Source organism: Nonomuraea sp. NPDC001699 (assembly GCF_053596455.1).
Map to the genome: position 1 here is coordinate 167,001 of NZ_JBSFGF010000011.1, position 25,924 is coordinate 192,924.

Genomic DNA, 25,924 nt, shown 5'->3' on the forward strand with positions numbered 1-25,924 from the left:
CAGATCTCCTTCAGGCCACCGCCGGGACGGGCTCGGCCGTCACGACCCTCGGGTGGGGGATGGGGATGATGAACTTGCCGCCGCGGCTCAGGAAGTCCCGCTCCTTGCCGATGATCTCGTCGGCGTAGTTCCAGGCGAGCAGCAGGTAGTAGTCGGGCTGCTGGTCGCGGGCCTGCTCGGGCGAGCGGCACGGGATGCGGGTGCCGGGCAGCAGCCTGCCGTGCTTGAGGCTGGTGGTGTCGCTGCAGAAGCGCACCTCGGCGGGACCGAGCCGGCAGAACTGCAGCAGGGTGGTGCCCTTGGACGGCGCGCCGTACCCGGCCACGGTCAGGCCGCGGCCGGCCAGGTCGCGCACGAGGTCGCCGATCTCCTGGATGACCTGGTGGGCGCGGGCGCCGAACTCCAGGTAAGCGTCGTCGGTGTCGAGGCCGCTCTGCCGCTCCAGCGACAGCAGCCGGTTCACCGACGGCCGGGCGGGGTGGGCCGACTCCTCCCGGGCGGCGAAGACGACGATTGAGCCGCCGTGCACGGCCGCCCGCTCGACGTCCACGATGCGCAGGCCGTGCCGCCGGAACAGGTGGCCGAGCGTGGTGACCGAGTAGTACGACAGGTGCTCGTGGTAGATCGTGTCGAACTGGTTCTCCTCCAGCAGGTCCAGCAGGTACGGGACCTCGATCGCGACCAGCCCGTCGGGGGCCAGCACGGCGGTGGCGCCGTCCAGGACGTTGTGGACGTCGTCGATGTGGGCGAAGCACTGGCGGCCGAGCACCAGCTTGGCCTCGCCCTGCTCGGCGTGGATGCGGCGGCCCTGGTCGGCGCCGAAGAACTCGGGCAGCGTGCGCACGCCGCGGGCGTTGGCGATCTCGGCCAGGTTCTCGGCCGGGTCGACGCCGACGACGCGCTGCCCCTGCTCCTGGAAGAGCGCGAGCTGCAGGCCGACGTTGCTGCCCAGCTCGACGACCAGCTCGCCCGGCGCGAGCCCGGCCCGGCGGGTGCACCAGCCGACGATGCGCCGCATGTGGCCGGTCATCTGGTCGGACTCGGAGGTGACGTAGACATAGTGGCGGAACAGCACGTCGGGCCGGATCACGTGCCGGATGGCCATCAGCCGGCAGTTGCGGCACACGATCACGTCCACGGGGTAGGCGGGCTCCTCGGCCGGCAGGTCGGCGGGGTCGAGGAAGCCGTTGGCCAGGGGCACCGACCCGAAGGAGGTGACCTCCAGCCAGTCGTCGCGCCCGCAGACCCGGCACGTGTCAAGACGTCGGACAATGTCCTGCATGACTTCTCCTCATGATCTTCAGTGGGCGGCCACGGCGAGCTCGCGGTGCTTGAGCGGTTCCCACCAGGACCGGTTGTCCCGGTACCACGCGACGGTCGCGGCCAGCCCGGTCTCGAAGTCGACCGACGGCGCGTAGCCCAGCTCCCTCTCGATCTTGGTGATGTCGAGGGAGTAGCGCAGGTCGTGCCCCGGCCGGTCGGGGACGTGCTCGACCAGGTCCCAGCCCGCCCCGCACGCCTCCAGCAGGCGGGCGGTCAGCTCCAGGTTGCTCAGTTCGCTGCCGCCGCCGATGTGGTAGACCTCGCCGGCCCGGCCGCGGTCGAGGACCATGCGGATGGCCCGGCAGTGGTCGGAGACGTGCAGCCAGTCGCGCCGGTTGCCGCCGTCGCCGTACAGGGGGACCCGGCGGCCTTCGAGCAGGTTGGTGACGAACAGCGGGATGACCTTCTCGGGGAACTGGTAGTGGCCGTAGTTGTTGGTGCAGCGGGTGATCACGACGTCCAGGCCGAGCGTGCGGTGGAAGGCCAGCGCGAGCAGGTCCGAGCCGGCCTTGGACGCCGCGTACGGCACGTTCGGCGCGAGCGGCGTGTCCTCGGTCCACGAGCCCTCGGCGATGGAGCCGTACACCTCGTCGGTGGAGACGTGCACGAAGCGGCCGACGCCGTGCCGCAGGGCCGCCTCCAGCAGGGTCTGGGTGCCCAGCACGTTGGAGCGCACGAAGCCGGTGGCGCTGACGATCGACCGGTCGACGTGCGTCTCGGCGGCGAAGTGCACGATCGCGTCCTGCCCGGCCACCACCTCGTCGGCCACGAGCGGGTCGGCGGTGTCGCCCTGCACGAAGCGCAGCCCCGGGTGGCCGGCCACCGGGTCGAGGTTCTCCAGGTTGCCGGAATAGGTGAGCTTGTCCAGGACGGTGACCCGCGTGCCCGGCGAGTCGCGCAACGTGGCTCTGACGAACTCCGAGCCGATGAAACCGGCGCCGCCGGTGACCAGGATCCGCAACTGTCCGCCTCCTGTCTGAGGGGTCGACGGCTACCGGGCGGCGGCGGTCAGCCGCTCCAGCTCCGCGACGATGTCGGTCGGGCTCGGCGTGGCTTGCCACTCCTCGTGGATGGAGGCCGCGCCCTTGGTGAACGAGGGGTCCTTCAGCACGCGCAGCAGCTCGTCGCGGATGTCGGCCGCGGACTGCGTCTGGTGGTTGATCCGCACGCCGGCGCCGCGCGTGGTGACGTACCGGGAGGTGCGGGTCGAGGTGAGCTGCTTCTGGCACTGGAGCCGCCAGTCGATGCCGTCCTCGACGGGGGTGCCGACGAGGCGGTTGTGCTCGTCGGTGTCGCAGACGATCTGCGGGACGTTCATGGCCGAGGCGGCCGCGAACGTGCCGATCGAGCCGTGGTGGATGATCGCCGAACAGGTCGGCAGGAGCTGGTCGAGCGGCACGTAGTCGAACACGCGCACGTTGGGCGGGAGGGGGCGGTCCAGGTCGAGGAGCTGGTTGGCGTCCAGGGTGGCGACGACCTCGGCGTCCAAGCCGTCCACGGCCTCCATCAGCTTGGCGGTGCGGCCCCAGTCGCCCTTGAAGAACGTGCGCATCGACACGCCCAGCGAGATCGCCACCCGCGGCCGCTCCGGCGGTCGCCGCAGCCACTCGGGCACGACGCTCGCCCCGGTGTAGGGGACGTACCGGACGGGCAGGCGGCGCACGCCGGTGGGCAGGCTCATCCCGGCCGGGAACGGGTCCACCGTCCAGTCGCCGAGCAGCAGGTTGTCGTCGACCGTGACGCAGTACCGGTCGGCCAGCGGGCCGATCACCCCGGTCATGGGGTTCTCCTCGCCGCTGCCGGCGAACTTCTCCACGGCCCAGGCGGTGTAGTCGGGGGCCAGCAGCGTACGGGCGTGGGCGGCGCCGCAGGCCCGGGCCGCCACCGCGCCGCACGGGAACCACGGGTCCCACAGGACGAGGTCGGGCTGCCACTGCCGGGCGAACTCCACGACGGCCTGGACGTCCTGGCGGGGCGCCGGCGGATGGTAGTTGCGCATGGTGAGCAGCGCGAAGTGGTAGAAGACATCCCAGGGCGGACGTTCGGCCTCGGTGATGCCGAGCGCGGCGACCAGGCGCTCCGACTCCTCGATCGTGGGGATCAGCTCGGCGAACCCGGGGTAGCCGCGGTCGTGCACGGACAGCGGCTCAGGCGCGCCACAGGAGACCGCGGTCAGCCCGGCCGCGTTCACCGACCGGTGGAAGTCGGGCACCGAGACCCCGGTGTCGACGCCCGGCGGGGCCGCCACCACCACCTGGTGCCCGGCCGCCTGCAACGCCCAGGCGTAGGGCACGATCGGCAGGAAGTGCGCCGTCGCGGGGAAGACGGTGAACATCACGCGCATGGCGGTCACTCCAGGGGGGAGTCGGGGGCGGCCAGGCCGGCGCGCAGGATCTCGCCGAAGTCGGCCACCATCGTCGCGATCGTGCTCTCCAGGAACAGGTTGCTGTTGTAGGCGAAGTTGCCGAAGATCTCGCCGGAGGGGGCGATGTCGAAGGTGAGCAGCGCGCCGTCGGGGATGTCGGTGCCGTTGGGCTGGTCCAGCAGACGCTCGCGCACCTCGGCGATCTCCAGGTCGCCGACGCGCTCGCCGTCCATGCCGGTGGCGAACTGCCAGACCTGCAGGGCGCACAGCGCCTTGCTCTCCAGCGCGGCGTCGGCCATCAGCTCCGGCGCCTCGGCGACGATCTGCAGGAACGGGATCTCGTTGGCGTAGGAGTCCATGCAGGTCCTGCGGGAGCGCTCGACGACCTGCCGGAAGGTGGTGCAGCCGTCGAGGCCGGTGCGCAGCGGCAGGAAGTTGAAGAACGGCCCGACGGTCTCCTGGAACTCCGGCTGCCCGCGTCCGGAGCTGATCACCGGGACGACCAGGTCGGTGGCCCCGGTGATCCGGCTGAGCAGCACGTTGTACGCGGCCAGCAGCACCATGAACGGCGAGCTGCGCATCGTCCTGGCGTAGGAGATCACCCGCGTGGAGACGTCCTTGGGCAGGGAGAAGCGGTGGACCGGGCAGACCTTGGCCAGCCCGGCCGACCGGGCGTGGTCGGTGGGGACGGCCAGCATGCGCGCGCCGCGCAGCCGCTCGCCCCAGAAGTCGCGGGCGGCCTGGGTCTCGGCGCTGCCGGCCTGCTCCTGCTGCCGTCCGGCGTACTCGTGGTAGGGCCGGGGCTCCGGCAGCGGCGGCACGGTGTGGCCGCGGCGCTCGGCGTAGCGGGTGACGAGGTCGCGGATGAGGAGCTGCATCGACCAGCCGTCGCCCGCGGTGTGGTGCACGATCAGCGCGAGCACCGCGTCCTCGTCGTCGAAGCGGCCGAGGATGGCGCGCAGGTGCGGCAGCTCCTGGAGGCTGTAGGAGCCGGCCTCGACCTCGGTCAGCAGCTCCTCGGCCCGCAGCGCGCGCTCCTCGGGGCCGGCGGCCGGCAGGTCGACCACGAGCAGCCGGGCGGGCGCGGACGGCTGCCGCACCTGGTACGCCTCCCCCTCCCCCCGGGTGATCGTCATGTTCAGGGCGTCGTGCCGGTCGGCCACGTCCTCCATGGCGAGCCGGAGGGTGTCGAGGTCGATGCGGCCGCGCACGCGCCAGCCGACGACGATGTTGTAGCGGGCGCTGAAGGGCCCCTGGGCGTCGCCCTGGTCGAACAGGCGAAGGAAGTGCTGGGTGTAGGACAGGGGGTACCGGATCGCCGGCGGGGAAATGGTCATGCTGCCGCCTCCGTGCGGGCATCGCGTTGGCCGCTGCGCTGGAGCTCCACGGCCCGGTAGAGGGCGCTGATGTTGCCGCTGCCGAAGGAGCGGGCGCCCAGTCGTTCGATGAGTTCGAAGAAGAAGGTGTCGCGGGGGTGGGTCGAGCGGGCGAAGATCTGGTAGAGCTGCCCGTCGTGGTCCTCGTCGACGAGGATGTCGAGCCGGGCCAGGTCCTCCAGCCGGTACTTCACCGGCCGGACCCGTTCGGCGAGCAGGGTGTAGTAGGCGTCGGGGGCGGTCAGGAACTCCACCCCGCGGTCCGCGGTGGCCTGCACGGCGGCCACGATGTCGTCGGCGGCCAGTGCCAGGTGCTGCACGCCCGCGCCGCCGTGGTCGCGCAGGAACTCGTCGATGTGGCCGGGCGTCCTGGTCACGTCCGGCTCGATCAGCGTGAACGTCACCTCGCCGCCGTGGCTGCGGACGACCTTGGTGGTCATGGCCTGCGAGCCGACGGCGATGCGCTCGGCGAAGGTGAACTCGAAGCCGAGCACCCGCCGGTACCACTCGACGGTCGCGTCGAGCTCCCCGGCCGGGACGCACACGGCCAGGTGGTCCACCGCCAGCAGCCCGGGGCCGGCGCCGGACGTGCGCGGCGCGGTGCTCCGGAAGCCCGGCAGAACACGTTCGCCGGCCCCGGCCGGCAGAGCACGTTCGCCGGCCCCGGCCGGCCGTTGCACGAACGTGTGCACCACGTCGCCGAACCCGTGGATGGCGGACGTGACCAGGCCGTCGCGCACGGCGGGGGCCGAGACGGGACGGGCGCCGCGCCGCACCGCCTCGTGGTAGGCGGCCGCGGCGTCGGGCACGCCCAGCGCGACGTCGCACACGCCGTCGCCGTGCCGGTCGAGGTATCCGGCGCCGGGATGGTCGGCGGTGAGCGGCTGGGTGAGCACGAAGCTGATCCGGTTCGCGCCCACGGCGGCCGAGCGGGCCCGGCCGTCCTCGGCCGCGGCGTACGCCGTCAGGCCCAGGGTGTCGCTGAGCCGGGCGGTCTCGGCCTCCAGGTCGCCGACGTAGAAGCCGATGTGGTCCAGGCGCAGGTCGTCGAAGATCGTCGTGTCGGTCATGGGCTATCCGGCGTCCGTCCGGACGGCGAGGCCGCGCGGGCGCAGGTCCGTCCAATGGGTGGTGACGTACTCGGTGCAGGCGTCGCGGACGGCGGGGCCGAAGGCGACCTCCCAGCCCGCGGGCACGTCGGCGAAGGCGGGCCACAGGCTGTGCCGGCCCTCCTGATTAACCAGCACGCGGAAGGCCGCGTCCCGGTCGTCGAATGGGTTGGTCATCTCGTCCCTCTCACTGGGTGCGCGCGCCGGCCTCTAGCCATTCGTCCAGGCCGGCCACGGTCGCCGCGTCGAACAGGTCGCCGATGGACAGGTTCACGCCCAGCGCCGCGCGGATGCGGCTGACCAGCCGCATGGCCAGCAGCGACTGGACGTCCAGGTCGAAGATGCTGTCGTCCACGCCGACCCGCTCGACGCCGAACACCTCGGCGAACACCGTGCAGAGAATCTCCTGGCGGGGGTTCTGCGGCGCGCGGTAGGCCGAGCCGGGCTCGGTGTCGGGGTCGGGCAGGGCGGCGCGGTCCACCTTGCCGTTGGCGGTCAGGGGCAGCGCGTCCAGCACGACGAACGCCGTGGGCACCATGTAGTCCGGCAGCGATGTCTTGACGTGGGCGCGCAGCGCGGCCGGGTCGGGGGCGTCGGCGGCGGGCACGACGTAGGCGACCAGGCGCTTGTCGCCCTGCCGCGACTGCCCGGCCACGACGGCGACGTGCGCCAGCCCCGGATAGGCGGCCAGCACGGCCTCCACCTCGGCCAGCTCCACCCGGAAGCCCAGGATCTTGACCTGGTCGCCGGCCCGCCCGATGAACTCGATCTGGCCGTCGTCGTTGCGCCGGACCAGGTCGCCGGTGCGGTACATGCGCTCGCCGGGCCCGCCGAACGGGTCGGCGACGAACCGCTCGGCGGTCAGGTCGGGACGCCCGAAGTAGCCCCGCGCCACTCCCCTGCCCGCGATATACAGCTCGCCCTCCAGGTCGCCGGGGACCGGGCTGAGGCGGTCGTCGAGCACGTAGAGCCGCACGTCCCGCATCGGGCCGCCGACCGGCACGCTGGTGCCCAGCTCGGTCCCGGCGGTCAGGGGCGCGTGGGTGGAGAACAGGGTCACCTCGGTGGCGCCGTACATGGCCCGCACGGTCGTGCCGGGGCAGGCGGCCAGCACCTGGCGGACGGCGGCGGGGACGATCACGTCGCCGCCGGTGAGGACCTCGCGGACCCCGGCGAGGGCGTCGGCCCCCTCCTCGGCCACGACCCGGAACAGCCCGGCGGTCAGGTGCAGGCCGGTGATCTCCTCCTCGCGGATCAGCCGGCGCAGGGTGTCGAGGTCCGGCTCGCCGGGCGGCGCCACCACGATCGTGCCGCCGTGCAGCAGCGGCACCCACAGCTCGTACGTCGAGACGTTGAACGCGTACGGCGCGACCATCAGGACGCGTTCGTGGGCGCCGGTGTCCCAGCAGGGGTCGAGGGCCAGGCCGAGCACGTCCCAGTGGGTGACCGCCACGCCCTTGGGGTGGCCCGTCGAGCCCGAGGTGTAGATGACGTAGGCCAGGTCGTCCGGGCCGGTGGCGGCCTCGGGCTCTGTGGCCGGCTCTGCGGAGGTGGCGGGGTCGTCGTCGGCGATCAGGACCGCCGGGGCCGTCGGCAGGCCCTCGGCGGCCTTGGCCCGGTCGGCGACCAGGACGGGCGTCCCGGAGGAGTCGACGATCCACTGCCGGCGGTCGGCCGGGTAGGCGCTGTGGACGGGCAGGTAGCAGCCACCCGTCTTGAGGATCGCGAGGAGCGTGACGACCAGCTCGGCCGAGCGCTCCATCAGCACCGCGACCGGCGTCTCGGGGCCGGCGCCGAGCCCGCGCAGACGGTGGGCGAGGCGGTTGGCCCGCTCGTCGAGCTCCCGGTAGGTCAGCCGCACCGGGCCCGCCGACACCGCGACCGCGTCGGGCGTCCGCCTGGCCTGCTCGGCGACGTGTCCGTGCACAGTTGTAGGCGACATCAGCGCGGTCCTCAGTCGTCGTGGAAGATGGCGTGGATGCCGGAGACGCCCGAGAGCATCGTGGCGAAGTCGATCTTGCGGGGGCGGAGCTTGCTGGGGTCGAGGGTCTTCTGCGCCCTGTCCCAGTACTCCTCCTTGTGCCTGGTGCGGTCGTAGAAGAAGCGCACGAAGTCCAGCAGGGAGTCCAGGAACTCGCGGTAGTCCTTCTCGTAGCGCGCCAGCACGGCCTCCTCCGAGGCCGGGTCGTCGAGGATCTCGTCCACCGCGCCGGCCAGCCCGTGGGCGCCGCGCAGCGCCAGGCCGACGCCCGTGGACAGCAGCGGGTCGATGAAGGCCGCCGCGTCGCCGACCAGGGCCCAGCCGGGGCCGTGGAAGCTGGTGCAGGTGTAGGACCAGTCGCGGATGCTGCGGAAGCCGCTGACCCGGGTGGCGCCCTCGGTCAGGGCCCTGACCTCCTCGGCGGCGGCCAGCTCGGAGGCGTACAGGTCCTCCAGGCTCTTGCCGGACTTCTTGTACTCCTCGATGGGGGTGACGTAGCCGACGCTCACCGTGCCGTCGTGCAGGGGGATGAACCAGAACCAGCCCGCGGGGCGGTTCTCGGTGACGGTGTCGCCGAAGCGCGTGCCGCCGTAGCGCTTGCAGCCCTGCCAGTACGACCAGACCGCGATGTTGCGCAGGTCGTCGTGGTACTCGATGAGGTCGAAACGGCGGGCCAGCAGGTGCTGCTGCCCGGTGGCGTCGATCAGCAGGCGGCAGCGGGCGGTGCGCTGCTCGGCGTCGCCCTTCACCGTGTACGTCACGCCGGTGACGCGCTCGCCCTCGAACACCAGGTCCTTGACCGTGGCCTCCTCGAACACCGTCGCGCCCAGCTCCCTGGCCCTGGCCAGCAGGAGGGAGTCGAAGTCGGCCCGGCGCACCTGGTAGGCGTGCTCGTAGTTGGACGCCTCGGCGAAGCGGAAGTCCCAGGTGCCCTGGTTCTTGCCCCACAGCAGGGTGCCGCCGTACTTCTTGACGAACCCCATCTGGTCGAGCCTGTCCTTCAGTCCCAGCTCCTCCAACGTGGGCATGGATCCCGTGATCAGCGACTCACCGATGTGGTAGCGCGGGAACTTCTCGCGCTCCAGCACCAGAACCCGGTGCCCGCGCTGGGCCAGCAGTCCCGCCGTACCCGAGCCGCCAGGGCCTCCGCCGATCACGACAACGTCGAACTCGTCATGAGTGTTGATCACCGTGCTCCTCCGTTTCGCCGCTCTGCGACTCGCAGTCAGGGTCACATTCACGTCGAGGGGCCCACATCCTTTGAATTGCTGTCTGAGCTGACGAAACACCGCATTTCACAAGATGTGTGGCGGGGTAGCCGCGTTCATCATGAGGCGAATGAGAACGGTCATCAGCGTCTGGATCGCCGAGCATCCCCTGCCGGACTACCTGGGCCCGATCAGGAGGATGGCCGCCGACTTCGAGGCCGCGCACCCGGACCTCCGGATCGAGATCACCGGGCACGGCTTCCGCGAGCTGCCCGCCGAGGTGGCCGCCGCGGCCGGCCGCGGCGAGCCGCCGGACCTGGCGGAGTACTACGCCACGGCCACCCGGCTGGCGCTCGACACCCGGTCGCGCACCGGCGCGCCGCTGTTCACGCCGATCGAGCGCGCCGTCGCCGACCGCGCGGAGATCCTCGGCGAGCCGGTCGTGCTCGCCGACCTCGAACCGGCCGTACGCGGCCACTACACCTACCGCGGCGAGCTCGTCGCCGCGCCCGCGACGGCGACCACGGCGGTGCTGCTCACCAACGCCACCCTGCTCCGCGCGGCCGGGATCGACGCGCCCCCGGCGACCTGGGAGGAACTGGAGCGCGCCTGCGCCGCGGTGCGGGCGCTGCCCGGCGGCCCGCCGCACGGCGTCTCCTGGGCCAACCACGGCTGGCTGTTCCAGCAGGCCGTCGCCGGGCAGGGCGGCCTGCTGGCCGACCAGGACAACGGCCGCTCCGGCCGGGCCGGACGGGTGGACCTCGCCTCCAAGGAGCTGCTGGCCTACGCCTCCTGGTGGCGGCGCCTGCACGCCGAGGGCCACTACCTGCGCGCGGGCGAGCCCGGTGACTGGGGTCCGGCGCTGGGGGCGTTCCTGGAGGGGCGGGTGGCGTTCACGATCGCGTCCTCCGTGGTGGCCGGCATGATCGCCGAGCGGGGGCGGGAGGCCGGGTTCGAGGTGACGGCGAGCCCGCTGCCGCACAACGAGAGCCTGCCGCGCGCCGGGCACCTGGTCTCCGGCCAGGCGCTCTGGCTGACCGACGGGCTGCCGCCGGAGCGGCGGGACGGCGCGCTGGCGTTCGTCCAGCACCTGCTGAGCGCGGGCAACGCGGCGCAGTGGCATCGGGCGGCCGGCTTCCTGCCGGTCACCCGGGCCGCCGCCGGCCTGCTGGAGGAGGAGGGCTGGTTCGACCGGCACCCGGTGCACCGGGCCGCGACCGCCCAGCTCCGCGCGGCCGACGGCTCCCCCGCGGCGCTCGGCGCGGTGCTCGGGGACTTCGCCGGGATCCAGGACCTGATGACCGGGGCCATGGCCCGCGTGCTGGACGGCGCGGATCCCGACGACTGCTTCGGTGAGGCGTCGGAACGGGCCCAGGCCCTGCTCGACGCCCACAACGCCGACTGCCTGGACGGGCGCACCCCGCGGCGCCTGTCCGTGGGCTGAACCACCGCCGCCCTCCGGGCGGTGGCACCGCTCCCACGGCATCCGCCCGTGAAGTGAGCACTTCAGAAGAAGACCGTGCCGGCGGGCGATGCCACGCTCGGACATGGCGATGGGAGTTCCCGTATGTTAAGCCGACGGCGCTTGATCGTTCTCGGTGGCCTGGCAGGAGGCGCCGCGCTGACCCCGGTGGCCCGCGGGCTGCTCGGCGAGCCGGAGCAGCAGGCGCGGCAACAGCAGATGATGAAGATGCACGACCACGGGGGCCGGGTCCCCGCGGTCCGCACCGGCGCCACCGCGCCGCCCTTCAGCGTCGCCATGCCGGTGCCCCCGGTGCTGGCCCCCGTGGCCACCCTGCCGGGCATCGACTTCTACCGGCTGTCGATCCAGCAGGCGACCACCGAGATCCTGCCCGGCGTCAGCACGCCCGTGATGACGTACGGCGGCCAGTTCACCGCCCCCACCATCCGCGTCCGGCAGGGCCGCCGGGCGCTGGTCACCTTCGACAACAAGCTCGGCCACGAGGCGAACGTGCACCTGCACGGCGGCCGCGTGCCGGCCGCCAGCGACGGCTACCCGATGGACCTGATCGCCGACGGCAAGTCGAAGACCTACGACTACCCGAACGCCCAGGCCGGCGCCACGCTGTGGTACCACGACCACACCCACCACATGGAGGCCGAGCACGTCTACCGCGGCATGCACGGCTTCTACCTGGTCGAGGGCGCCGACGAGCAGCAGCTCGGCCTGCCGTCCGGGGCCTACGACGTGCCCATCCTGCTGCGTGACGCGCTCTTCGACGACCAGGGCGGGCTCGTCTTCGACCCGGCCGACCCCTACAACCGGCCGACGCTGATCGCCAACGGCAAGGCCCAGCCGTACTTCAAGGTCGCGGCCCGCAAGTACCGGCTGCGGCTGCTCAACGGCTCCACGCACCGGATCTTCGAGCTGTCGCTGAGCAACGGCGCCCAGATGACGCAGATCGCCACGGACTGCGGGCTGCTGCCGGCGCCGGTGCCGACGTCCAAGCTGGTGCTCTCCTCGGGCGAGCGGGCCGAGGTCGTGATCGACTTCGGCGCGTTCCCGCTGGGCACGCAGGTGACGCTGGAGGACGTGAGCGGGTCCGTGCTCCGCTTCGACGTCGTACGGCGGGCCGTCGACCGCAGCCGCGTGCCCGGCCAGTTGCGCGCGATGGTCCCGCTGGCCGCGGCCACGCAGACCCGACAGCTCACCCTCAGCCTGGACCCGGTCAACATCCAGGCCCTGATCAACAATCAGGCGTTCGACGCCAATCGGGTGGACATGCAGGTCAGGCGGGGATCCAGCGAGATCTGGGAGGTCACCAACTCCGACACCAACGTCGGCGGGTCGGGCTTCGGCGTCCCGCACAACTTCCACACCCACCTCGCCCAGTTCCGGATCCTGGACCGCGACGGCACGCCGCCGCAGCCGGGCGAGGCGGGCTGGAAGGACACGGTGCTCATCCAGCCGGGCGAGACCGTGCGCTTCCAGGCCAGCTTCGCCGACTACCTGGGGCGATACGTCTACCACTGTCACATGTTGGAGCATTCGGCCATCGGGATGATGGGCCAGATGGAGATCGTCAACTAGTTCCTCAAGGAGGACTGCATGAGCACCACGAACAGCACGACCGCCGTCGGCCGGTCCACCGGTCGCGGCGTCAACATCGCCCTCTGGGTCGCCCAGGTCCTTCTGGCGTTCCAGGTCGGCCTGGGCGGCGTGCTCAAGCTCGCCGGCGACCCGACCATGGTCACCATGTTCGAGGACATCGGCGCCGGCCAGTGGTTCCGCTACGTGGTCGGCGTGCTGGAGATCGCCGGCGCGATCGGGCTGCTGATCCCGCGGCTGACCGGCGTGGCCGCGCTCGCGCTGATCGGCCTGATCGTCGGCGCGGCCGGCACCAACCTGATCGTCCTGGGCGGCGTCCCGGTGATCGAGGGTGTCCTGCTGGTCGTCCTGGCCCTGGTGGTCTGGGGCCGCTGGTCCCGGGTCAAGGCGTTCTTCGGCGCCAAGTGAGCTCCCCCCGCCCGGTACGCGATCGGCGTACCGGGCGTCGACCTGTCCCGTGGAGGGAACATGACAGAGACAGCGAACCCGCAGAACCAGCTCCCCACCCCCGACGCCTCGCTCCAGACGCTGCAACCGCTGGTCGGGACGTGGGAGATGACGGGCAAGGACTTCGGCACCGGCGAGGCGACCGGCGGCCGGCTCGTCTTCGAGTGGATGGACGGCGGCTTCTTCCTGATCCAGCGCGTCGAGATGAGCCACGGCGGCGGCACGATGACCGGCGTGGAGTACATCGGCCACGACCCCGAGAGCGGCGCGCTGCGCTCGCACTACTTCGACAGCACCGGCAACAACTTCGTCTACGTGTGGAAGCTGGACGGGCGCGAGCTCAACATCTGGTTCGGCGCGGAGGGCTCGCCGGCCGGGTTCAGCGGCGCGTTCAGCGAGGACGGCCGGACCATCAGCGGCCGCTGGGAGTGGCCGGGCGGCGGCTACGAGGCCACCATGACGCGGGCGGGGTAGCGCGGCGTCTCGAGGTCGTGGCGTCCTGGGCCGCCCCGGCTACCTCTCCGCGCTGTCGCGTTCCGCCTCGGGGCGCCTGCCGAAGGCCAGGCGGTAGTCGCGCGGCGGCAGGCCGACGTGGCGGGTGAAGTGGTGGCGCAGGGTCAGCGGAGTGCTGAAACCGCAGCGGTGGGCGATGGCGGCGATGGGCAGCTCGCTGACCTCCAGCAGGTGCTGGGCGGCCAGGACGCGCTGGGTCAGCAGCCATTGCAGGGGCGTGTCGCCGGTGGTCTGGACGAACCGGCGGGCGAAGCTGCGCTCGGACATGCGGGCCAGGTTCGCCAGCTCCGGGACGGTCCACGGGTGGGCCAGGTCGTCGAGCATGCGTTCGCGCAGGCCGGTCAGGCTGTCGGGCGGCCCGCCCCCGGCGGGGACGGGGCGGGTGATGAACTGCGCCTGGCCGCCTGACCGGAACGGCGCGGTGACCATGGTGCGGGCGATCTCGGCCGCGGCGGCGGCGCCGTGGTCGCGGCGGACCAGGTGCAGGCACAGGTCGATGCCCGCGGCCACGCCCGCCGAGGTCCACACGGTGCCGTCCCCGACGAACAGCACGCCGGGGTCGACGCTCACCTCGGGGTGGCGCTGCGCGAGCTGCTCGGCGTCGAGCCAGTGGGCGGTGGCCCTGCGGCCGTCCAGCAGGCCCGCGGCGGCCAGCACGAACGCCCCCGAGCACAGGGACGCGACGGTCGCGCCACGGTCGTGCGCGGCGCGGAGCGCGGTGACCACGTCCGGGTGGACGGGCCCGGCCAGGTTCTGGACGCCGGGCACGATGACCAGGTCGCACTCGTCCAGGCCGTCCAGGCCGTGGTCGGGAACGCAGGTCACGCCCGTGCTCATGGTCAGCGCGTGACCGCGCGGCCCGCACGTGCGCAGGTCGAACGCCGGGACGCCGCGATCGGTCCGGTCGAGGCCCCAGACCTCGGTGGCCACGGCGTAGTCGAAGACCCGGACGTGCTCGGTCACCACGATCCCCACACAGCGCATGGCGGAAATCTATCCCACGTTTGCGTTTCTGCCACTCACGGACCGACCGGCTCGGCCGCCAGGCTCGGAGGCGATCGTCCCGATGAGTCGAGGAGCGCATTGCCATGCCGCTGGCCCTCTTGGCCTTGGCCGTCACAGGTTTCGCCGTCGGAACCTCCGAGTTCGCCATCATGGGCCTGCTGCCGCAGGTCGCCACGGGGGTCGGGGTGTCGATCCCGGCCGCCGGCGTGCTGATCAGCGGGTACGCCGTAGGCGTGATCGTGGGAGCGCCGCTGCTGACCGCGGTCTCGGCACGCCTGTCGCGCCGCACGACGCTGCTGATCGTCGCGGCGCTGCTGACGGCGGGCAGCGTCCTGTCGGCGGTCGCGTCCGGCTACGGCCTGCTGATGGCGGCCAGGGTGGTCGCGGGCATCCCGCAGGGCGCGCTGTTCGGGGTCGGGTCGGTGGTGGCGGCCGAGCTCGTCCCGCCGGAACGCCGCGGATGGGCCATGTCGATCATGTTCGGCGGATTCACCCTGGCGAACGTGGCCGGGGTGCCGCTGGTGACCTGGCTGGGGCAGGCCGCCGGGTGGCGGGCCACGTTCTGGGCGATCGCCGCGCTCGGCGTGTTGTCCCTCGCGGGCATCGCGGCGCTGGTGCCGGGCCGGCTGCGTCCCGGGGGCGAGGCCGGGCTGCGCTCGGAGTTGTCGACCCTGCGCCGGCCGCAGGTCTGGCTCGCGATGGCGGTGACGACGGCCGGTTTCGGCGGCGTCTTCGCCTCCTTCACCTACGTCGCCCCAATGATGACCCAGGTCGCGGGTTTCAGCGGCGGCAGCATGACGGCGTTGCTAGTCGTCTTCGGCCTGGGCATGGCCGCGGGCAACCTGCTGTCGGGCCACTTCGCCGGACGCCGGCTCATGCCCAGCCTGTACGTGTTCCTCGCCGGGCTCACCGTCGTGCTGGGCCTGTTCCTGGTGACCGCGCACAGCAGGATCCTCGCCGCCTGCACCCTGTTCCTGCTGGGCCTGTTCGGCTTCGCGACCGTCCCCGCCCTGCAGATGCGCATCCTGGACAAGGCCACCGGCGCCCCCACCCTCGCCTCCGCGCTGAACCTGTCGGCGTTCAACGTGGCCAACGCGCTCGGCGCGTTCCTCGGCGGGCTGGTGATCAGCGCCGGGTTCGGCTACACCAGCCCCAACGCCGTCGGCGCCGTGCTGGCCGCCGCCGGGCTCGCCCTCGCGCTCTGTTCGGGAGCGATCGACGCACGCGCCAAGGAGGCGGTCGGCCGATGACTCCCGACGTCGAGCGCTACACGCCCGGTCATGACTCCTTCGCCGTCGACTTCATGGCCGCCAGGCGCGCCGCGACGCACGCGGACTTCTTCCTGCCGCATCTCGCGCCGGGGACGTCGCTGCTGGACCTGGGGTGCGGGCCCGGCACCATCACCAACGACCTCGCCGCCGCCGTAGCACCGGGCCACGTGCTGGGTCTCGACCAGCAGGCGGCCCAGTTCACGGGCGCGCGTGCGTCGGCCCGGCGACGGGGCCTGAGGAACGTCCGGTTCCAGGAGGGGTCCTGCTACGACATCCCGCTGGCGGACCGCTCGGTGGACCTCGTCTTCTCGCACGCCCTGATGGAACACCTGGCCCACCCGGCGCGCGCGCTGGCGGAGATCCACCGGGTCCTGCGGCCCGGCGGCACGGTCGGCCTGTGCAGCCCCGACTGGGGCGGCTTCCTGCTAAGCCCTCCCCTGGGCGACGCCGTCGCCGCCTACATCAACCTGCAGCGGGCCAACGGCGGCGACCCGCACGTCGGCCGCAAACTCGGCCCGTACCTGCGCGAGGCGGGATTCACCGACGTCTGGCTGGACGTGCACCACGAGCGCCACGCCGACCCGTCCCGCATCGCCGGCTACCTCGCGCGCCAGCTCGACCTGGCGGAGCAGCCCGCCCACGCCGACCGGCTGCGCGCGTGGGCCGCCGACCCGGGCGCGATGTTCGCCCAGGCATGGGTCAGCGCCACCGCCACCCGCCCGAACTGACCCCGGCCGCTCACTCCAGGTCGCCGTCCGGGCCGGGGGCGGGGCGGGTGAGGCGGACCATGGCCCGGTACAGGGCGGTGGGCGCGGGGGCCGGCTCCAGCGGCGGCAGGTCGGTGCCGGGCGTGGCGTAGGCGCGCAACATCTGCCCGACGAGACGGCGCCAGGTGTCCGGAGCCGCGTCCCCGGTGGCGGCGATGACACCGGCGTTGGCCATCAGCAGAATGACCATGTCCCGGTCGCTGAAGTCCGCACGCAGCCGGCCGGTGGCCTTGGCGCGCTCGATGAGGTCGAGGAAGCCGTGATAGGCCGCGGCCCGGCGCTTCTCCAGCGCCTTGGCGGCGGGGAAGGTCATGGCCAGCACCTCGGCGAAGCCGCGGTCGGCGGCCTGCATGGCGCACACGGCCTCGACGTAGCCCACGAAGCCGTGCCAGGGGTCGGGGTCGGCCAGCGCCTCGGCGACGGCGGCGGCGTAGGCGTCCATGCGGTCGGCGAAGACGGCGTTGAGCAGTTCTTCGCGGGTGGCGAAGCGGCGCGACAAGGTGGCCTTGCCAACGCCGGCGGCGCGGGCGATGCAGGCCATGGAGACGCCGAGGCCGTGGCTGGCGAACAGGCCGCGGGCGGCGGCCAGGATGCGTTCGCGGTTGCGTTCGGCGTCGGCGCGCAGGCCCGGTCCGGGCTGCTCGCCTGAAGGGTCGATGGCGTCGGCGGGAAGGTCCATGCCGCCCATCCTACCCAAGTGGAACGACCTACCCACTTTTGTTGCTACGCTGGCCGAAAGAAACGGGTAGCCCGTTCCACTTATTGAGAGGTGCCGCTCATGCGTGCCGTCATGCTGAACTCCGTCCCCGCCACCCCGGCCCTGGCCGACCTGCCCGTCCCGCGGCCCGAGGCCGGCGAGGTGCTGGTGAAGGTGGCCGCCTCCTCGGTCAACGGCTTCGACCTGGCGGTCGCCGCCGGCTACTTGCAGCAGATGATGGACCACCGCTTCCCGCTGGTGGTGGGCAAGGACTTCGCCGGCACCGTGGAGGCGCTCGGCGAAGGCGTCGAAGGCTTCATCGTCGGGCAGCCGGTCTTCGGCGTGGTGATGAAGCCGTTCCTGGGCCCCGGCTCGATGGCCGAGTACGTGACCGTGTCCGCCGGTTACGGCATCGCCCCCCTGCCCGAGGGGCTGAGCCTGGCGGAGGCGGGCGCGCTGGGCCTGGCCGGCACCGCGGCGGTCGACAGCCTCGGCGCCGTGGCCCCGGCCGAGGGCGAGACCGTGCTGGTCTCCGGCGCCACCGGCGGCGTGGGCGCGCTGGCCGTGCAGCTGGCCGCCGCGCGCGGCGTCCGGGTGATCGCCACCGCCCGTCCCGGCGTCGAGGCCGACTTCGTCACCGGCCTCACCGGCGCCAAGGTCGAGCTCGTCGACCACGGCGGCGACGTGCCCGCCCAGGTCCGCGCGCTCGCCCCGGCGGGCGTGGACGCCGTGCTGCACCTGGCGGGCGACGGCGCCGAGCTGGCGGGGCTGCTGCGCGAGGGCGGCCGGCTCGCCTCCACCCTCGGCCTGACCCAGGACGCCGTCCAGGGCGCCGGGGTGACCGTGCACACCGTCATGGCCGATCCGAACCCGCGCACCCTGACCGAGCTGGCGGCCCGGGCCGCGGCCGGTGCGCTGCGCGTCCCGGTCACCGCCACCTACCCGCTGGAGCGGGCCTCCGAGGCGTTCGCCGCGTTCGGCGCGGGAACGCTGGGCAAGATCGCCGTCGCCTGCTCCTGACCCGGCGGGGCGTCCCGGTCGCCGAGGCCGTCCGGCTCCGGATGCGATCCGGCACGGGATCCGGCACGGCTCTCAGACCGGGACCTTCGGGCTCTCGGCGGCCTGGCTCGGCTCGGCTTGGGCGCGCCGGGCCACCAGGCGCTCGCGCAGCCGCATCGCGGGCAGTTCCACCAGGTAGTAGCTGACCGTCGCGACGGCCACCGTGCCGACGAGCACGACCGCCAGCAGCTCCCAGAAGCCGGACTTGCCCATCACCATCGGCATCGGCACCGGCGGCGCGCCGAAGACGCTGCCGTTCTGGAGCCAGAGGTACTGCAGGATGAAGTGCCACAGGTAGACGCCGTAGGAGATGCGGCCGAAGAAGCGCATCGGGCGGTTGGTGAGCACGGCGTCGATGACCTTCGAGTGCACGCCGGGCACCACCACCGGGGCGATGACCAGCAGCGCGAAGATCAGGAACAGCACCATCTCGGCCATCGCCTCGGGAACCGTGGCGTAGTCGGCCATGCCGGGCTTGCCGAACGGCCGGATGCAGTTGATCACGTAGACGACGGCCGCGCCCAGCCAGAACAGCAGCGGCCGGCGGGCCACCAGGCGGTAGAAGGCGGGCGTGGTGCCCTTGGCCTCCGCGTACGCCGACAGGATGGCCAGGCCCATGCCGATGGCCAGGAAGCCGGTGAAGCCGATCACCCAGAAGTACTCGTACGGGAAGGGGCCCATCGACTCCAGGTGCGTGTACGCGGTCCAGGCCAGGCCGACGAGCACGAAGACGCCCAGCGGGGCCAGCAGGCGGCGGGCCTTGGCGCCGGGGTCGGTCGCCTTCCTGGCGTACCGGTCGAAGATCCAGGCCAGGATCGGCAGCGCCAGGTAGAAGGTGACCTCGGCGGGCACGGTCCAGGTGGGCTCCAGCCCGGCGTAGCCCGCCTCGGGGCCCGTCACGTAGTAGTGCATGAGCAGCAGGGGGCTGAGCACGTACCAGAGGCCGTCCACGCTCTTGAGGTTGAGCAGCAGCAGCGCCGCCACGGCCACCAGCCAGTACGCGGGCAGGATCCGCAGCATGCGCTTGATCAGGTAGCTCTTGATCTCCGGGCGCGGCGTGCCGAGGATCGTCGCCCTGGCGAACGGCCGGTACAGCAGCAGGCCGGACATCACGAAGAAGGGCGGCAGCAGCACGTTGAGACCCTGGATCAGCACGGGCCAGATGCCGACGGACGGTTTGTCGTAGAAGCCGATGACGCCGGCGGCGAAGGCGACGTGCACGACGATCACGCCCAGTGCCAGATATCCGCGCAGCCCGTCGAGCCGAGGGGCCCGTTTGCCGGGCCCGCCCCTCTTGATGATCTCCGGTGAGGTCATGGCATGTTCCTCGCAGTTCGCTCGCTGATGGGGCTCGGCGCCCCCTCGGCGCCATCGTCACGCGAGGTCGCGGGCGGCCGCATCTCGTGTCGTGCTGAATTCGCGCGTGCCCCCGGACGGCCTTTCCACATCTTCCGGAATGCGCTTCCGGTGAATTGCAGGAAGCGGTCCCGGCGGGGCAGGTAGCTGCCCGGGAATCGCCTGGTCCCCTTTCCCGCGGGCGCCCATCGTTGAGGCCATGAGAGAAGACACAGTCCTGACGTACTCGTCCTACCTGGCGCTGGAGGAGATCCTCACGGCGCAGCGGCCGGTTTCCGAGAGCCACGACGAGACCCTGTTCATCATCGTCCACCAGGTGTACGAGCTGTGGTTCAAACAATTGCTGCACGAATTCGCCGAGCTGCAGCTCGAACTCGCCGGCGGATTCACCGCGCACGCCATGCGGACTTTGCACCGGTCGTTGAAGCTGATGAGACTCGCGGTGTCCCAGATGGACGTCATGGAGACGATGACGCCGTTCCAGTTCGCCGCCTTCCGCGGCAAGCTGGGCACCAGCAGCGGCTTCCAGTCGGCGCAGTTCCGCGAGATCGAGGCGGTGCTGGGCCGGCGCGACGAGCGCATGCTGCTTGGCCAGGCCGAGGGCACCCCGGCCCGCGCCCGCATCGAGGACGCGATGGGCAGGCCCACGCTGTACGACTCGCTGCTCACCTACCTGTACCTGCGCGGCTACGAGGTGCCGCAGGACCGGCTGCACCGTGACGTGCGGCTGCCGCTGGAGCCCTCGGAGCCGGTGCAGGACCTGTTGCTGCGGGTCTACCGGGACGACACCGGCGCGGCCCAGCTCTGCGAGCGGCTGGTGGACCTGGACGAATGCCTCCAGGAGTGGCGGTACCGGCACCTGAAGATGGTCGAGCGCACCATCGGCGCCCGTCCGGGCACCGGCGGCTCCAGCGGCGGCGCGTACCTGCGCGCGTCCCTGACGCCGGCGTTCCCCGACCTGTGGGCGGTCAGGAGCCGGGCATGAACGACATCTCCGGGCGCCTGGCGCCGCACTACTCGGCCTTCCGGGCGCCGGACCGGCTGCTGCTCACCGGCCACTCCCACCAGGCGTGGCCGGACGTGGCCCTGGCCGGGCAGATCGAGGCGTTCGACGACGCCGCCAGGGATGTGGACGACAAATGGGCCGCCGCCTTCAAGAAGGCCGACCGGGTCAGGGAGGGCTTCCGCCTCTTCCTCGGCGACCCGTACGCCGAGCTGGCCCTCGGGTCCAGCACGCACGAGCTGGTGTTGCGCTTCCTGTCGGCCCTGGACCTGCGTCGCCGGCCCCGGCTGGTCACCTCCGGCGGCGAGTTCCACACGCTGCGGCGGCAACTCGCCCGGCTGGGCGAGGAGGGGGTGGAGGTGGTCGTCGTCCCGCCGGAGCCGGCGGGCACGCTGGCCGCGCGGCTGGCGGAGGCGGCCGACGACCGCACGGCCGCGGTCCTGGTCTCGGCGGTGCTGTTCGAGACGTCCAGGATCGTGCCAGGGCTGGACGGGCTCGCCGCCGCCTGCCGCGGCCTGGGCTGTGAGCTGCTGGTGGACGCCTACCACGCGCTGGGCGTGGTGCCGTTCTCGACCGCGGGGCTCGACCCGGCCTGGGTGGTGGCGGGCGGGTACAAGTACCTCCAGCTCGGCGAGGGCAACTGCGTGCTGCGGCTGCCGGGGCACGCCGACCTGCTGCGGCCGGTGGTGACCGGCTGGTACTCCGAGTTCGCCGAGCTGGCGGAGGACCCGCGGGCGGGCGGGCGGGTCGGCTACCCGACGGGGGCGGCCCGGTTCGCCGGGGCGACCTACGACCCGGTGAGCCACTACCGGGCGGCCCGGGTGTTCGACTTCTTCGCCGAGCAGGGGCTGACGCCGGAGGTGCTGCGGGCGGTGTCGCTGCGGCAGCGCGGGCTGCTCGCGGCGCGTTTCGACGAGCTCGGCGCGCCCGCGCGGGTGATCAGCCGGGACGTGGACGCCGCTCCGCAGGAGTTCGGCGGGTTCCTGGCGCTGCGCTCGCCGTACGCGGGGCGGCTGCGGGCGGGGCTGGCGGCCCGGGGGGTGCAGGCCGACAGCCGGGGCGAGTACCTGCGGCTGGGGCCGGCGCCGTACCTGTCGGACGCCCAGCTCCACGCGGCCATGGACGGCCTCGCCGCCGAGGTCCGCACGCTGACCGGGGCGCGGCGGGCGGCGTGAACGGAGGCGGGGGCGTGGGCGGGCGGAGGTCAGGGACGGAAGAGCGCCGGATCCATGGGGACGAGCGACGGCGAGAGGCGGACCGGGAAGCCGATCTGGTCGAGCACGTCGCGCCGCAGGTCCACACCGGGTGCGAGCTCCACGAGCTCCAGCCCGCCGGGGACGACGTCGAAGACCGCGCGCTCGGTGACCAGGCGGGCCCACTGCCCGCGCCGCACGCCCTCCCCCAGCCGGTACGTGACGTGACCGGCCCGCGCCACCAGCTTGCGCACCCGCCCTTCGGCCAGGACCCGCAGCTCGCCGTCGGTGCAGCTCACCCGGAGGCCGTCGGTGGTCAGCGTGCCGGCGAAGACCAGCCGCCTGGCGTTGTGCGCGATGTCCACGAACCCGCCGGCGCCCGGGTTGGCGGCGCCGAACCGGCTGACGTTCACGTTGCCCTCGGCGTCGATCTGGGCGAAGGCGAGGGCGGCGAACGGGCAGCCGCCGCCGTCGATGAAGTCGAACTGCGAGGGCCCGTCGAGCAGCGCCCGCGGCGAGTAGTTCGCCGAGAACTGCCAGCCGCTCATCACGATGCCGCCGAAGGAGCCGTGCTCGGTGGTGAACAGGTGCTCGGACAGGCGGCCGTCGTCCAGCAGGCCGTCCTCGGCCATGGCCAGGACGGCGTCGGAGGACGCGCCGAACCCGAAGATCGCGGTCTCCCCCGGCCGGACCTCTCTGGCGACCCGGCGGGCGATCACCTTGTCCGGGCCGGACGGCAACCGCGGCACCCGCGCGACGACGTCGGGGACGTGCCGGAGATAGCCGGGATCGTGCCGTACGCCGGTGGTCATGGGCGCGTCGGGGACGACGACGACCCGGTCGACGAGCGCCCCGGGCACGCGCATCTCCCGCGCGGGGAAGGACCCGGCGGGCACGATCCGCGACACCTGCGCGATCACGGTGCCGCCGCACGCCTTCACCGCCAGGGCGATGGCCAGCGCGCTGGAGAACAGCGGCTGGTCCTCGAAGGACAGGTTGCCGTCGGGGTCGGCGGCGCTCGCCCGCACCAGCCCGGCGTGCAGCGGCCAGGACGGGTAGAACAGGTACTCCTCGCCGCCGAGCTCGACCAGCTCCACCAGGTCGTCCTGGGCCAGGCGGGTGAACTTGCCGCCGCCGTGCCGGGGGTCGGCGTACGTGCCGAGGCCGACGCGCGTCAGGTAGCCGGGGCCGCGCCGGGCCACCTCGCGCAGCCAGTGCATGGCGGCGCCCATCGGCCAGCTGTACGCCTCGACGAGGTCGTTCTGGATCAGCTCGGTGAGGGCGGGGCGGGCGCCGGTCACGGGGTGACGGGGGTTGACGAAGGAGGCCGACACGATGCGGCGCATCAGGCCCTTCCTGGCCACGTGGTCCATGCCGCCGATGCCGACGGCGTCCCCGGTGGCGCAGGGGAAGTAGAAGGTCAGGTCGCGCGGGGCGCCGGTGGTGGCGAAACGCTCGCCGAGCCCGGCCAGCAGGGCGTCGGGGGTGAGCCAGCCGATGACTCCGGTGCTGGCGACGGCCTGACCGTCCTGGATGAGCGCGACGGCCTCGGCCACCCCGCACACCTTGCCCGCCCGCCCGACCCGGCCCTCCTGGCCCGCCCGGGTCCCCTGGCCTTCCCGGCCCTCCTGGCCCGCCGCGGTCACGTCGCGGGCCTCGTCCGGGCCGGTCATGGGCGGGCTCCGAAGCGGGACAGGCTCTCGCGGGCCGCGGCCGAGGCGCAGTCGGCGCCGAACATCCAGGCCGTCCGCGCGTCGAGCGTCTCGGCGGGCCCGCTCACCGTGTCGGCCAGCGCCCGTTTGGCGGAGGCGACCGCGTGCGGCGGCAGGGCGGCGAGCCCCGCCGCCACCTCCAGCGCGCAGGCCAGCGCCTCCCCCGGCGCGGTCAGCTCGTCCGCGCCGCCGAGCCCGTGCAGCTCGCGGCCGGTCAGCGGGCGGTCGCCCCAGACCAGCCGGCGCGCGACGACGGGCCCGACCCGGGCGACCAGGGACTGGATGCCCCACGGCGGCACCCAGCCGAGCCGCACCTCCGGCAGGTGCCAGCGGGCGTCCTCGGCGGTGACCACCACGTCGCAGCCGGTGGCCAGCAGGAAGCCGCCGCCGAGCGCGAAGCCCTCGACGGCGGCCACCACGGGGATGCCGAGATGCTGGACGCCCCTGGCCACGCGCCCGGTGTCGGCCTCGTGCCGCACCATGCCCTCACGCGTCATCCCGGACAGCTCCTTCAGGTCCGAACCCGCGCAGAACCCCGGAGGCGCGCCCGTCAGCACGGCGGCGCGCACCCCGGGGTCGTCGTCCAGCGCGGCCAGCGCGGAGCCGAGCGCCGCGACCAGACCGGACCCGAGCGCGTTGCGCACGCGGGGCCGGTCGAGCCGCAGGACGGCCACCGCGCCGCGGCGCTCGCACGCCAGTCCCCCGTCCGACGGGCGGTCCATCAGAACGAGGTGGGCCAGGGGGCCAGCCAGGCGACGTCCACGACGCCGGGACGCAGGTGCGGCCAGGAGGCCACCTCGCGCCAGCCGTGCGCCGTCATGTGCTCGGCGATGCTGTCGAGGGTCGAGCCGCCGCCGTAGCGGGCGGTCACGCTGCCCTCGACCACGGCCAGCCGCAGCCGGCTCAGGTCGGTCCCGGCCAGCACCTCCAGCTCGGCGCCCTGGGCGTCCACCACCAGCACGTTGCAGCCGTGCTGCACCTCGCTGACGGGGATCACCGGCACGACGTCCTGCCGGACGACGGCCATGGGCAGCAGCGGGGGCAGCATGCTGGACTGCTTGTCGTAGGGGGTGACGTTGAGCGTGGCCTGACCGCGTTCCCGGCCGGCGCACGCCGCCACGACCTCGCGGGCCGGGTGGCCGTGCTCGGGCTCGGGCAGCCCGGCGGACAGGTGGTGCAGCCGGAGCTGCTCGCGCAGCGCGGGCAGGTGGTCGCCGTTGGGCTCCATCATGACCAGGCGACGGAACCCGCACCTGGTGAGGGCCTCCACCTCCTGGCCCCGGTGCGCGCCCACCTGGATCACCCCTTCTGCCGGCAACCCCAGCTTGTCCAGCAGGTCGGGCAGGTGATCCTCCCATCGGGCGCTCACCCGCTCCGGTGCGACAGTCTGGTTGCGCATCTGGTCGTCTCCTCCCGGTGAAACGCTCAGGGCAGCGTCATCATGGTCATCGTCGGTCGCGGCCGGACGCCGCCGCATCTCGTGGATTGCGCGGTCCGCCGCCCGGGGAGCGGTCCGGGGAGCAATCCGCGAGGTGCGGGCCGGCCGCGCGGCGGACCACGATGGACACGGCGACCGAAGGGAGGGCCCATGCGGCGAACACGCGACCGTGACCTGAACGCCTACCTCGACCGGCTCGACGTCGGCGACCCCGGCGAGCCGTCGCTCCCGGCGCTGCGCGCGCTGCATCGCGCGCACGTGGAGCGGGTGCCGTACGAGACGCTGGAGGTCCAGCTCGGACGGCCGACCACCGTGGACCCGCGCGAGTCGGTCGAGCGGGTGCTGCGCGGGCGCGGCGGCTACTGCGTGCAGCTCAACGGGGCGTTCGCCACGCTGCTGACCGCGCTCGGCTACGACGTCACCTGGCATCGGGCCGGGGTGCAGGCCGCCGTACGGGCGCCCGCCTCGCCGGCGTCGTTCGCGCCGCACCTGGCCCTCACCGTCGCGCTCGACGGGCAGGACTGGCTGGTGGACATCGGCCTCGGGGACGGGCTGCACGAGCCGCTGCCGCTGCGGGCGGGGACGTACCGCCAGGGGCCGTTCGAGTTCCGGCTGTCCGCCTCGGACGTGGAGCCGGGCGGGTGGCGGTTCGACCACGACGCCCGCGGATCGATCGCCGGGCTCGACGTCGAACGGGCGCCCGCCGCGCCCGGGGACTTCGTGGAGTGGCATCCGTACCTGTGCACGTCGCCCGAGTCCCGCCTGGTGCGGGCCGCCGTCGTACTGCGGCGCGACGCGACCGGGGCCGACTGCCTGGTGGGCTGCATGCTGCGCCGGATCGGCGCGGACGGCAGGACCGAGCGGGAGCTGTCCACGCGGCGGGAGTGGTACGGCGCGCTGGAGGAGGTGTTCGGGCTGCGCCTCGACGACATCGGCGGCACCGAACGCGAGGCCCTGTGGACCAAGGTCCGCGACGCCCACCTCGCCTGGCAGTCCCGCCGCCGCACCCCCGTCGCCTGACCCGCCGCCCG

At 73.0% G+C, this 25,924-nt stretch carries 24 protein-coding genes; 10 read left to right on the forward strand and 14 right to left on the reverse strand.

All coding sequences use genetic code 11. From position 1 onward, the window contains the following. Window positions 1-10: 10 nt before the first annotated feature. Genes ACWCSU_RS30405 through ACWCSU_RS30440 form a run of 8 tightly spaced genes read right to left on the reverse strand, consistent with a single transcriptional unit; the run spans window position 11 to window position 9,344 of the window. Window positions 11-1,282: a class I SAM-dependent methyltransferase gene (locus tag ACWCSU_RS30405; protein ID WP_357696882.1), complete on the reverse strand. Its 1,272-nt coding sequence runs from the start codon at window positions 1,280-1,282 to the stop codon at window positions 11-13. Window positions 1,283-1,300: 18 nt separating this feature from the next. After that, window positions 1,301-2,284, reverse strand: coding sequence for a dTDP-glucose 4,6-dehydratase (rfbB, locus tag ACWCSU_RS30410; RefSeq protein WP_357696880.1), 984 nt, complete (start codon window positions 2,282-2,284; stop codon window positions 1,301-1,303). A 30-nt stretch (window positions 2,285-2,314) separates the two neighbouring features. Then, entirely contained in the window at window positions 2,315-3,667 is a 1,353-nt protein-coding gene (locus ACWCSU_RS30415) for a nucleotide disphospho-sugar-binding domain-containing protein (RefSeq protein ID WP_449939584.1), read from the reverse strand. Between the two features lie 5 nt (window positions 3,668-3,672). Beyond that, window positions 3,673-5,025 carry a condensation domain-containing protein gene (locus tag ACWCSU_RS30420; protein WP_357696876.1) on the reverse strand — a complete coding sequence of 451 codons (1,353 nt, stop codon included), beginning with the start codon at window positions 5,023-5,025 and terminating at the stop codon, window positions 3,673-3,675. Continuing rightward, complete coding sequence (gene hppD / locus ACWCSU_RS30425; protein WP_449939587.1) at window positions 5,022-6,134, reverse strand: 4-hydroxyphenylpyruvate dioxygenase; 1,113 nt, start codon at window positions 6,132-6,134, stop codon at window positions 5,022-5,024. The genes ACWCSU_RS30420 and hppD overlap by 4 nt, the downstream gene beginning before the upstream one ends. A gap of 3 nt (window positions 6,135-6,137) precedes the next feature. Beyond that, on the reverse strand, window positions 6,138-6,350 hold the full coding sequence (locus ACWCSU_RS30430) for an MbtH family protein (protein ID WP_357696872.1): 213 nt from the start codon (window positions 6,348-6,350) through the stop codon (window positions 6,138-6,140). A gap of 10 nt (window positions 6,351-6,360) precedes the next feature. Further along, window positions 6,361-8,115, reverse strand: a complete 1,755-nt coding sequence (locus ACWCSU_RS30435) for an amino acid adenylation domain-containing protein (protein ID WP_449939590.1) — start codon at window positions 8,113-8,115, stop codon at window positions 6,361-6,363. Between the two features lie 11 nt (window positions 8,116-8,126). Continuing rightward, entirely contained in the window at window positions 8,127-9,344 is a 1,218-nt protein-coding gene (locus ACWCSU_RS30440; protein ID WP_357696868.1) for an NAD(P)/FAD-dependent oxidoreductase, read from the reverse strand. 148 nt (window positions 9,345-9,492) lie between these two features. On the opposite strand from ACWCSU_RS30440, the gene ACWCSU_RS30445 reads away from it, so the two are divergent. From ACWCSU_RS30445 to ACWCSU_RS30460, 4 genes are all read left to right on the forward strand, one after another. Next, the gene (locus ACWCSU_RS30445) at window positions 9,493-10,806 is read left to right on the forward strand and encodes an extracellular solute-binding protein (protein WP_449939592.1); all 1,314 of its coding nucleotides are present in this window, start codon (window positions 9,493-9,495) and stop codon (window positions 10,804-10,806) included. A 141-nt stretch (window positions 10,807-10,947) separates the two neighbouring features. Continuing rightward, a complete protein-coding gene (locus ACWCSU_RS30450) occupies window positions 10,948-12,414 on the forward strand; it encodes a multicopper oxidase family protein (RefSeq protein WP_357696864.1) in 1,467 nt (488 codons plus the stop codon). Between the two features lie 18 nt (window positions 12,415-12,432). Then, window positions 12,433-12,840 carry a DoxX family protein gene (locus ACWCSU_RS30455; protein ID WP_357696862.1) on the forward strand — a complete coding sequence of 136 codons (408 nt, stop codon included), beginning with the start codon at window positions 12,433-12,435 and terminating at the stop codon, window positions 12,838-12,840. Between the two features lie 60 nt (window positions 12,841-12,900). Further along, window positions 12,901-13,353, forward strand: coding sequence for a DUF1579 family protein (locus ACWCSU_RS30460; protein WP_357696860.1), 453 nt, complete (start codon window positions 12,901-12,903; stop codon window positions 13,351-13,353). Window positions 13,354-13,392: 39 nt separating this feature from the next. Here the strand turns inward: ACWCSU_RS30460 and ACWCSU_RS30465 are convergent, their stop codons facing one another. Continuing rightward, window positions 13,393-14,376, reverse strand: coding sequence for a GlxA family transcriptional regulator (locus ACWCSU_RS30465; protein ID WP_449939595.1), 984 nt, complete (start codon window positions 14,374-14,376; stop codon window positions 13,393-13,395). Between the two features lie 104 nt (window positions 14,377-14,480). Here ACWCSU_RS30465 and ACWCSU_RS30470 point away from each other — a divergent pair, with 104 nt between their 5' ends. Both ACWCSU_RS30470 and ACWCSU_RS30475 read left to right on the forward strand, forming a co-directional pair. Continuing rightward, complete coding sequence (locus tag ACWCSU_RS30470) at window positions 14,481-15,647, forward strand: MFS transporter (protein WP_449939596.1); 1,167 nt, start codon at window positions 14,481-14,483, stop codon at window positions 15,645-15,647. Then, window positions 15,644-16,396 carry a methyltransferase domain-containing protein gene (locus ACWCSU_RS30475; RefSeq protein WP_449939598.1) on the forward strand — a complete coding sequence of 251 codons (753 nt, stop codon included), beginning with the start codon at window positions 15,644-15,646 and terminating at the stop codon, window positions 16,394-16,396. Before ACWCSU_RS30470 ends, ACWCSU_RS30475 begins: the two co-directional genes overlap by 4 nt. 10 nt (window positions 16,397-16,406) lie before the next feature. Here the strand turns inward: ACWCSU_RS30475 and ACWCSU_RS30480 are convergent, their stop codons facing one another. Beyond that, complete coding sequence (locus ACWCSU_RS30480; protein ID WP_357696852.1) at window positions 16,407-17,114, reverse strand: TetR/AcrR family transcriptional regulator; 708 nt, start codon at window positions 17,112-17,114, stop codon at window positions 16,407-16,409. A 99-nt stretch (window positions 17,115-17,213) separates the two neighbouring features. Between ACWCSU_RS30480 and ACWCSU_RS30485 the strand changes: the two genes are divergently transcribed. Further along, on the forward strand, window positions 17,214-18,152 hold the full coding sequence (locus ACWCSU_RS30485) for an NADP-dependent oxidoreductase (RefSeq protein WP_449939599.1): 939 nt from the start codon (window positions 17,214-17,216) through the stop codon (window positions 18,150-18,152). 72 nt (window positions 18,153-18,224) lie between these two features. On the opposite strand, the gene ACWCSU_RS30490 is transcribed toward ACWCSU_RS30485, so the two are convergent. Next, entirely contained in the window at window positions 18,225-19,508 is a 1,284-nt protein-coding gene (locus ACWCSU_RS30490; RefSeq protein WP_449939600.1) for an acyltransferase family protein, read from the reverse strand. A 238-nt stretch (window positions 19,509-19,746) separates the two neighbouring features. Here ACWCSU_RS30490 and ACWCSU_RS30495 point away from each other — a divergent pair, with 238 nt between their 5' ends. Beyond that, window positions 19,747-20,532 (forward strand): tryptophan 2,3-dioxygenase, encoded by a 786-nt coding sequence (locus ACWCSU_RS30495; protein ID WP_357696846.1) that lies wholly within the window; start codon window positions 19,747-19,749, stop codon window positions 20,530-20,532. Then, window positions 20,529-21,725, forward strand: coding sequence for a kynureninase (locus ACWCSU_RS30500; RefSeq protein ID WP_449939601.1), 1,197 nt, complete (start codon window positions 20,529-20,531; stop codon window positions 21,723-21,725). The genes ACWCSU_RS30495 and ACWCSU_RS30500 overlap by 4 nt, the downstream gene beginning before the upstream one ends. A 29-nt stretch (window positions 21,726-21,754) precedes the next feature. On the opposite strand, the gene ACWCSU_RS30505 is transcribed toward ACWCSU_RS30500, so the two are convergent. Genes ACWCSU_RS30505 through ACWCSU_RS30515 form a run of 3 tightly spaced genes read right to left on the reverse strand, consistent with a single transcriptional unit; the run spans window position 21,755 to window position 24,854 of the window. Next, window positions 21,755-23,416 (reverse strand): CoA-transferase, encoded by a 1,662-nt coding sequence (locus tag ACWCSU_RS30505; RefSeq protein WP_449939603.1) that lies wholly within the window; start codon window positions 23,414-23,416, stop codon window positions 21,755-21,757. After that, window positions 23,413-24,177 (reverse strand): enoyl-CoA hydratase/isomerase family protein, encoded by a 765-nt coding sequence (locus ACWCSU_RS30510; RefSeq protein ID WP_357696840.1) that lies wholly within the window; start codon window positions 24,175-24,177, stop codon window positions 23,413-23,415. The genes ACWCSU_RS30505 and ACWCSU_RS30510 overlap by 4 nt, the downstream gene beginning before the upstream one ends. Further along, window positions 24,177-24,854, reverse strand: a complete 678-nt coding sequence (locus tag ACWCSU_RS30515) for an FkbM family methyltransferase (RefSeq protein ID WP_449939604.1) — start codon at window positions 24,852-24,854, stop codon at window positions 24,177-24,179. The genes ACWCSU_RS30510 and ACWCSU_RS30515 overlap by 1 nt, the downstream gene beginning before the upstream one ends. A 189-nt stretch (window positions 24,855-25,043) precedes the next feature. Between ACWCSU_RS30515 and ACWCSU_RS30520 the strand changes: the two genes are divergently transcribed. Further along, window positions 25,044-25,913, forward strand: coding sequence for an arylamine N-acetyltransferase family protein (locus tag ACWCSU_RS30520; protein ID WP_449939607.1), 870 nt, complete (start codon window positions 25,044-25,046; stop codon window positions 25,911-25,913). The last annotated feature ends 11 nt before the right edge of the window (window positions 25,914-25,924 follow it).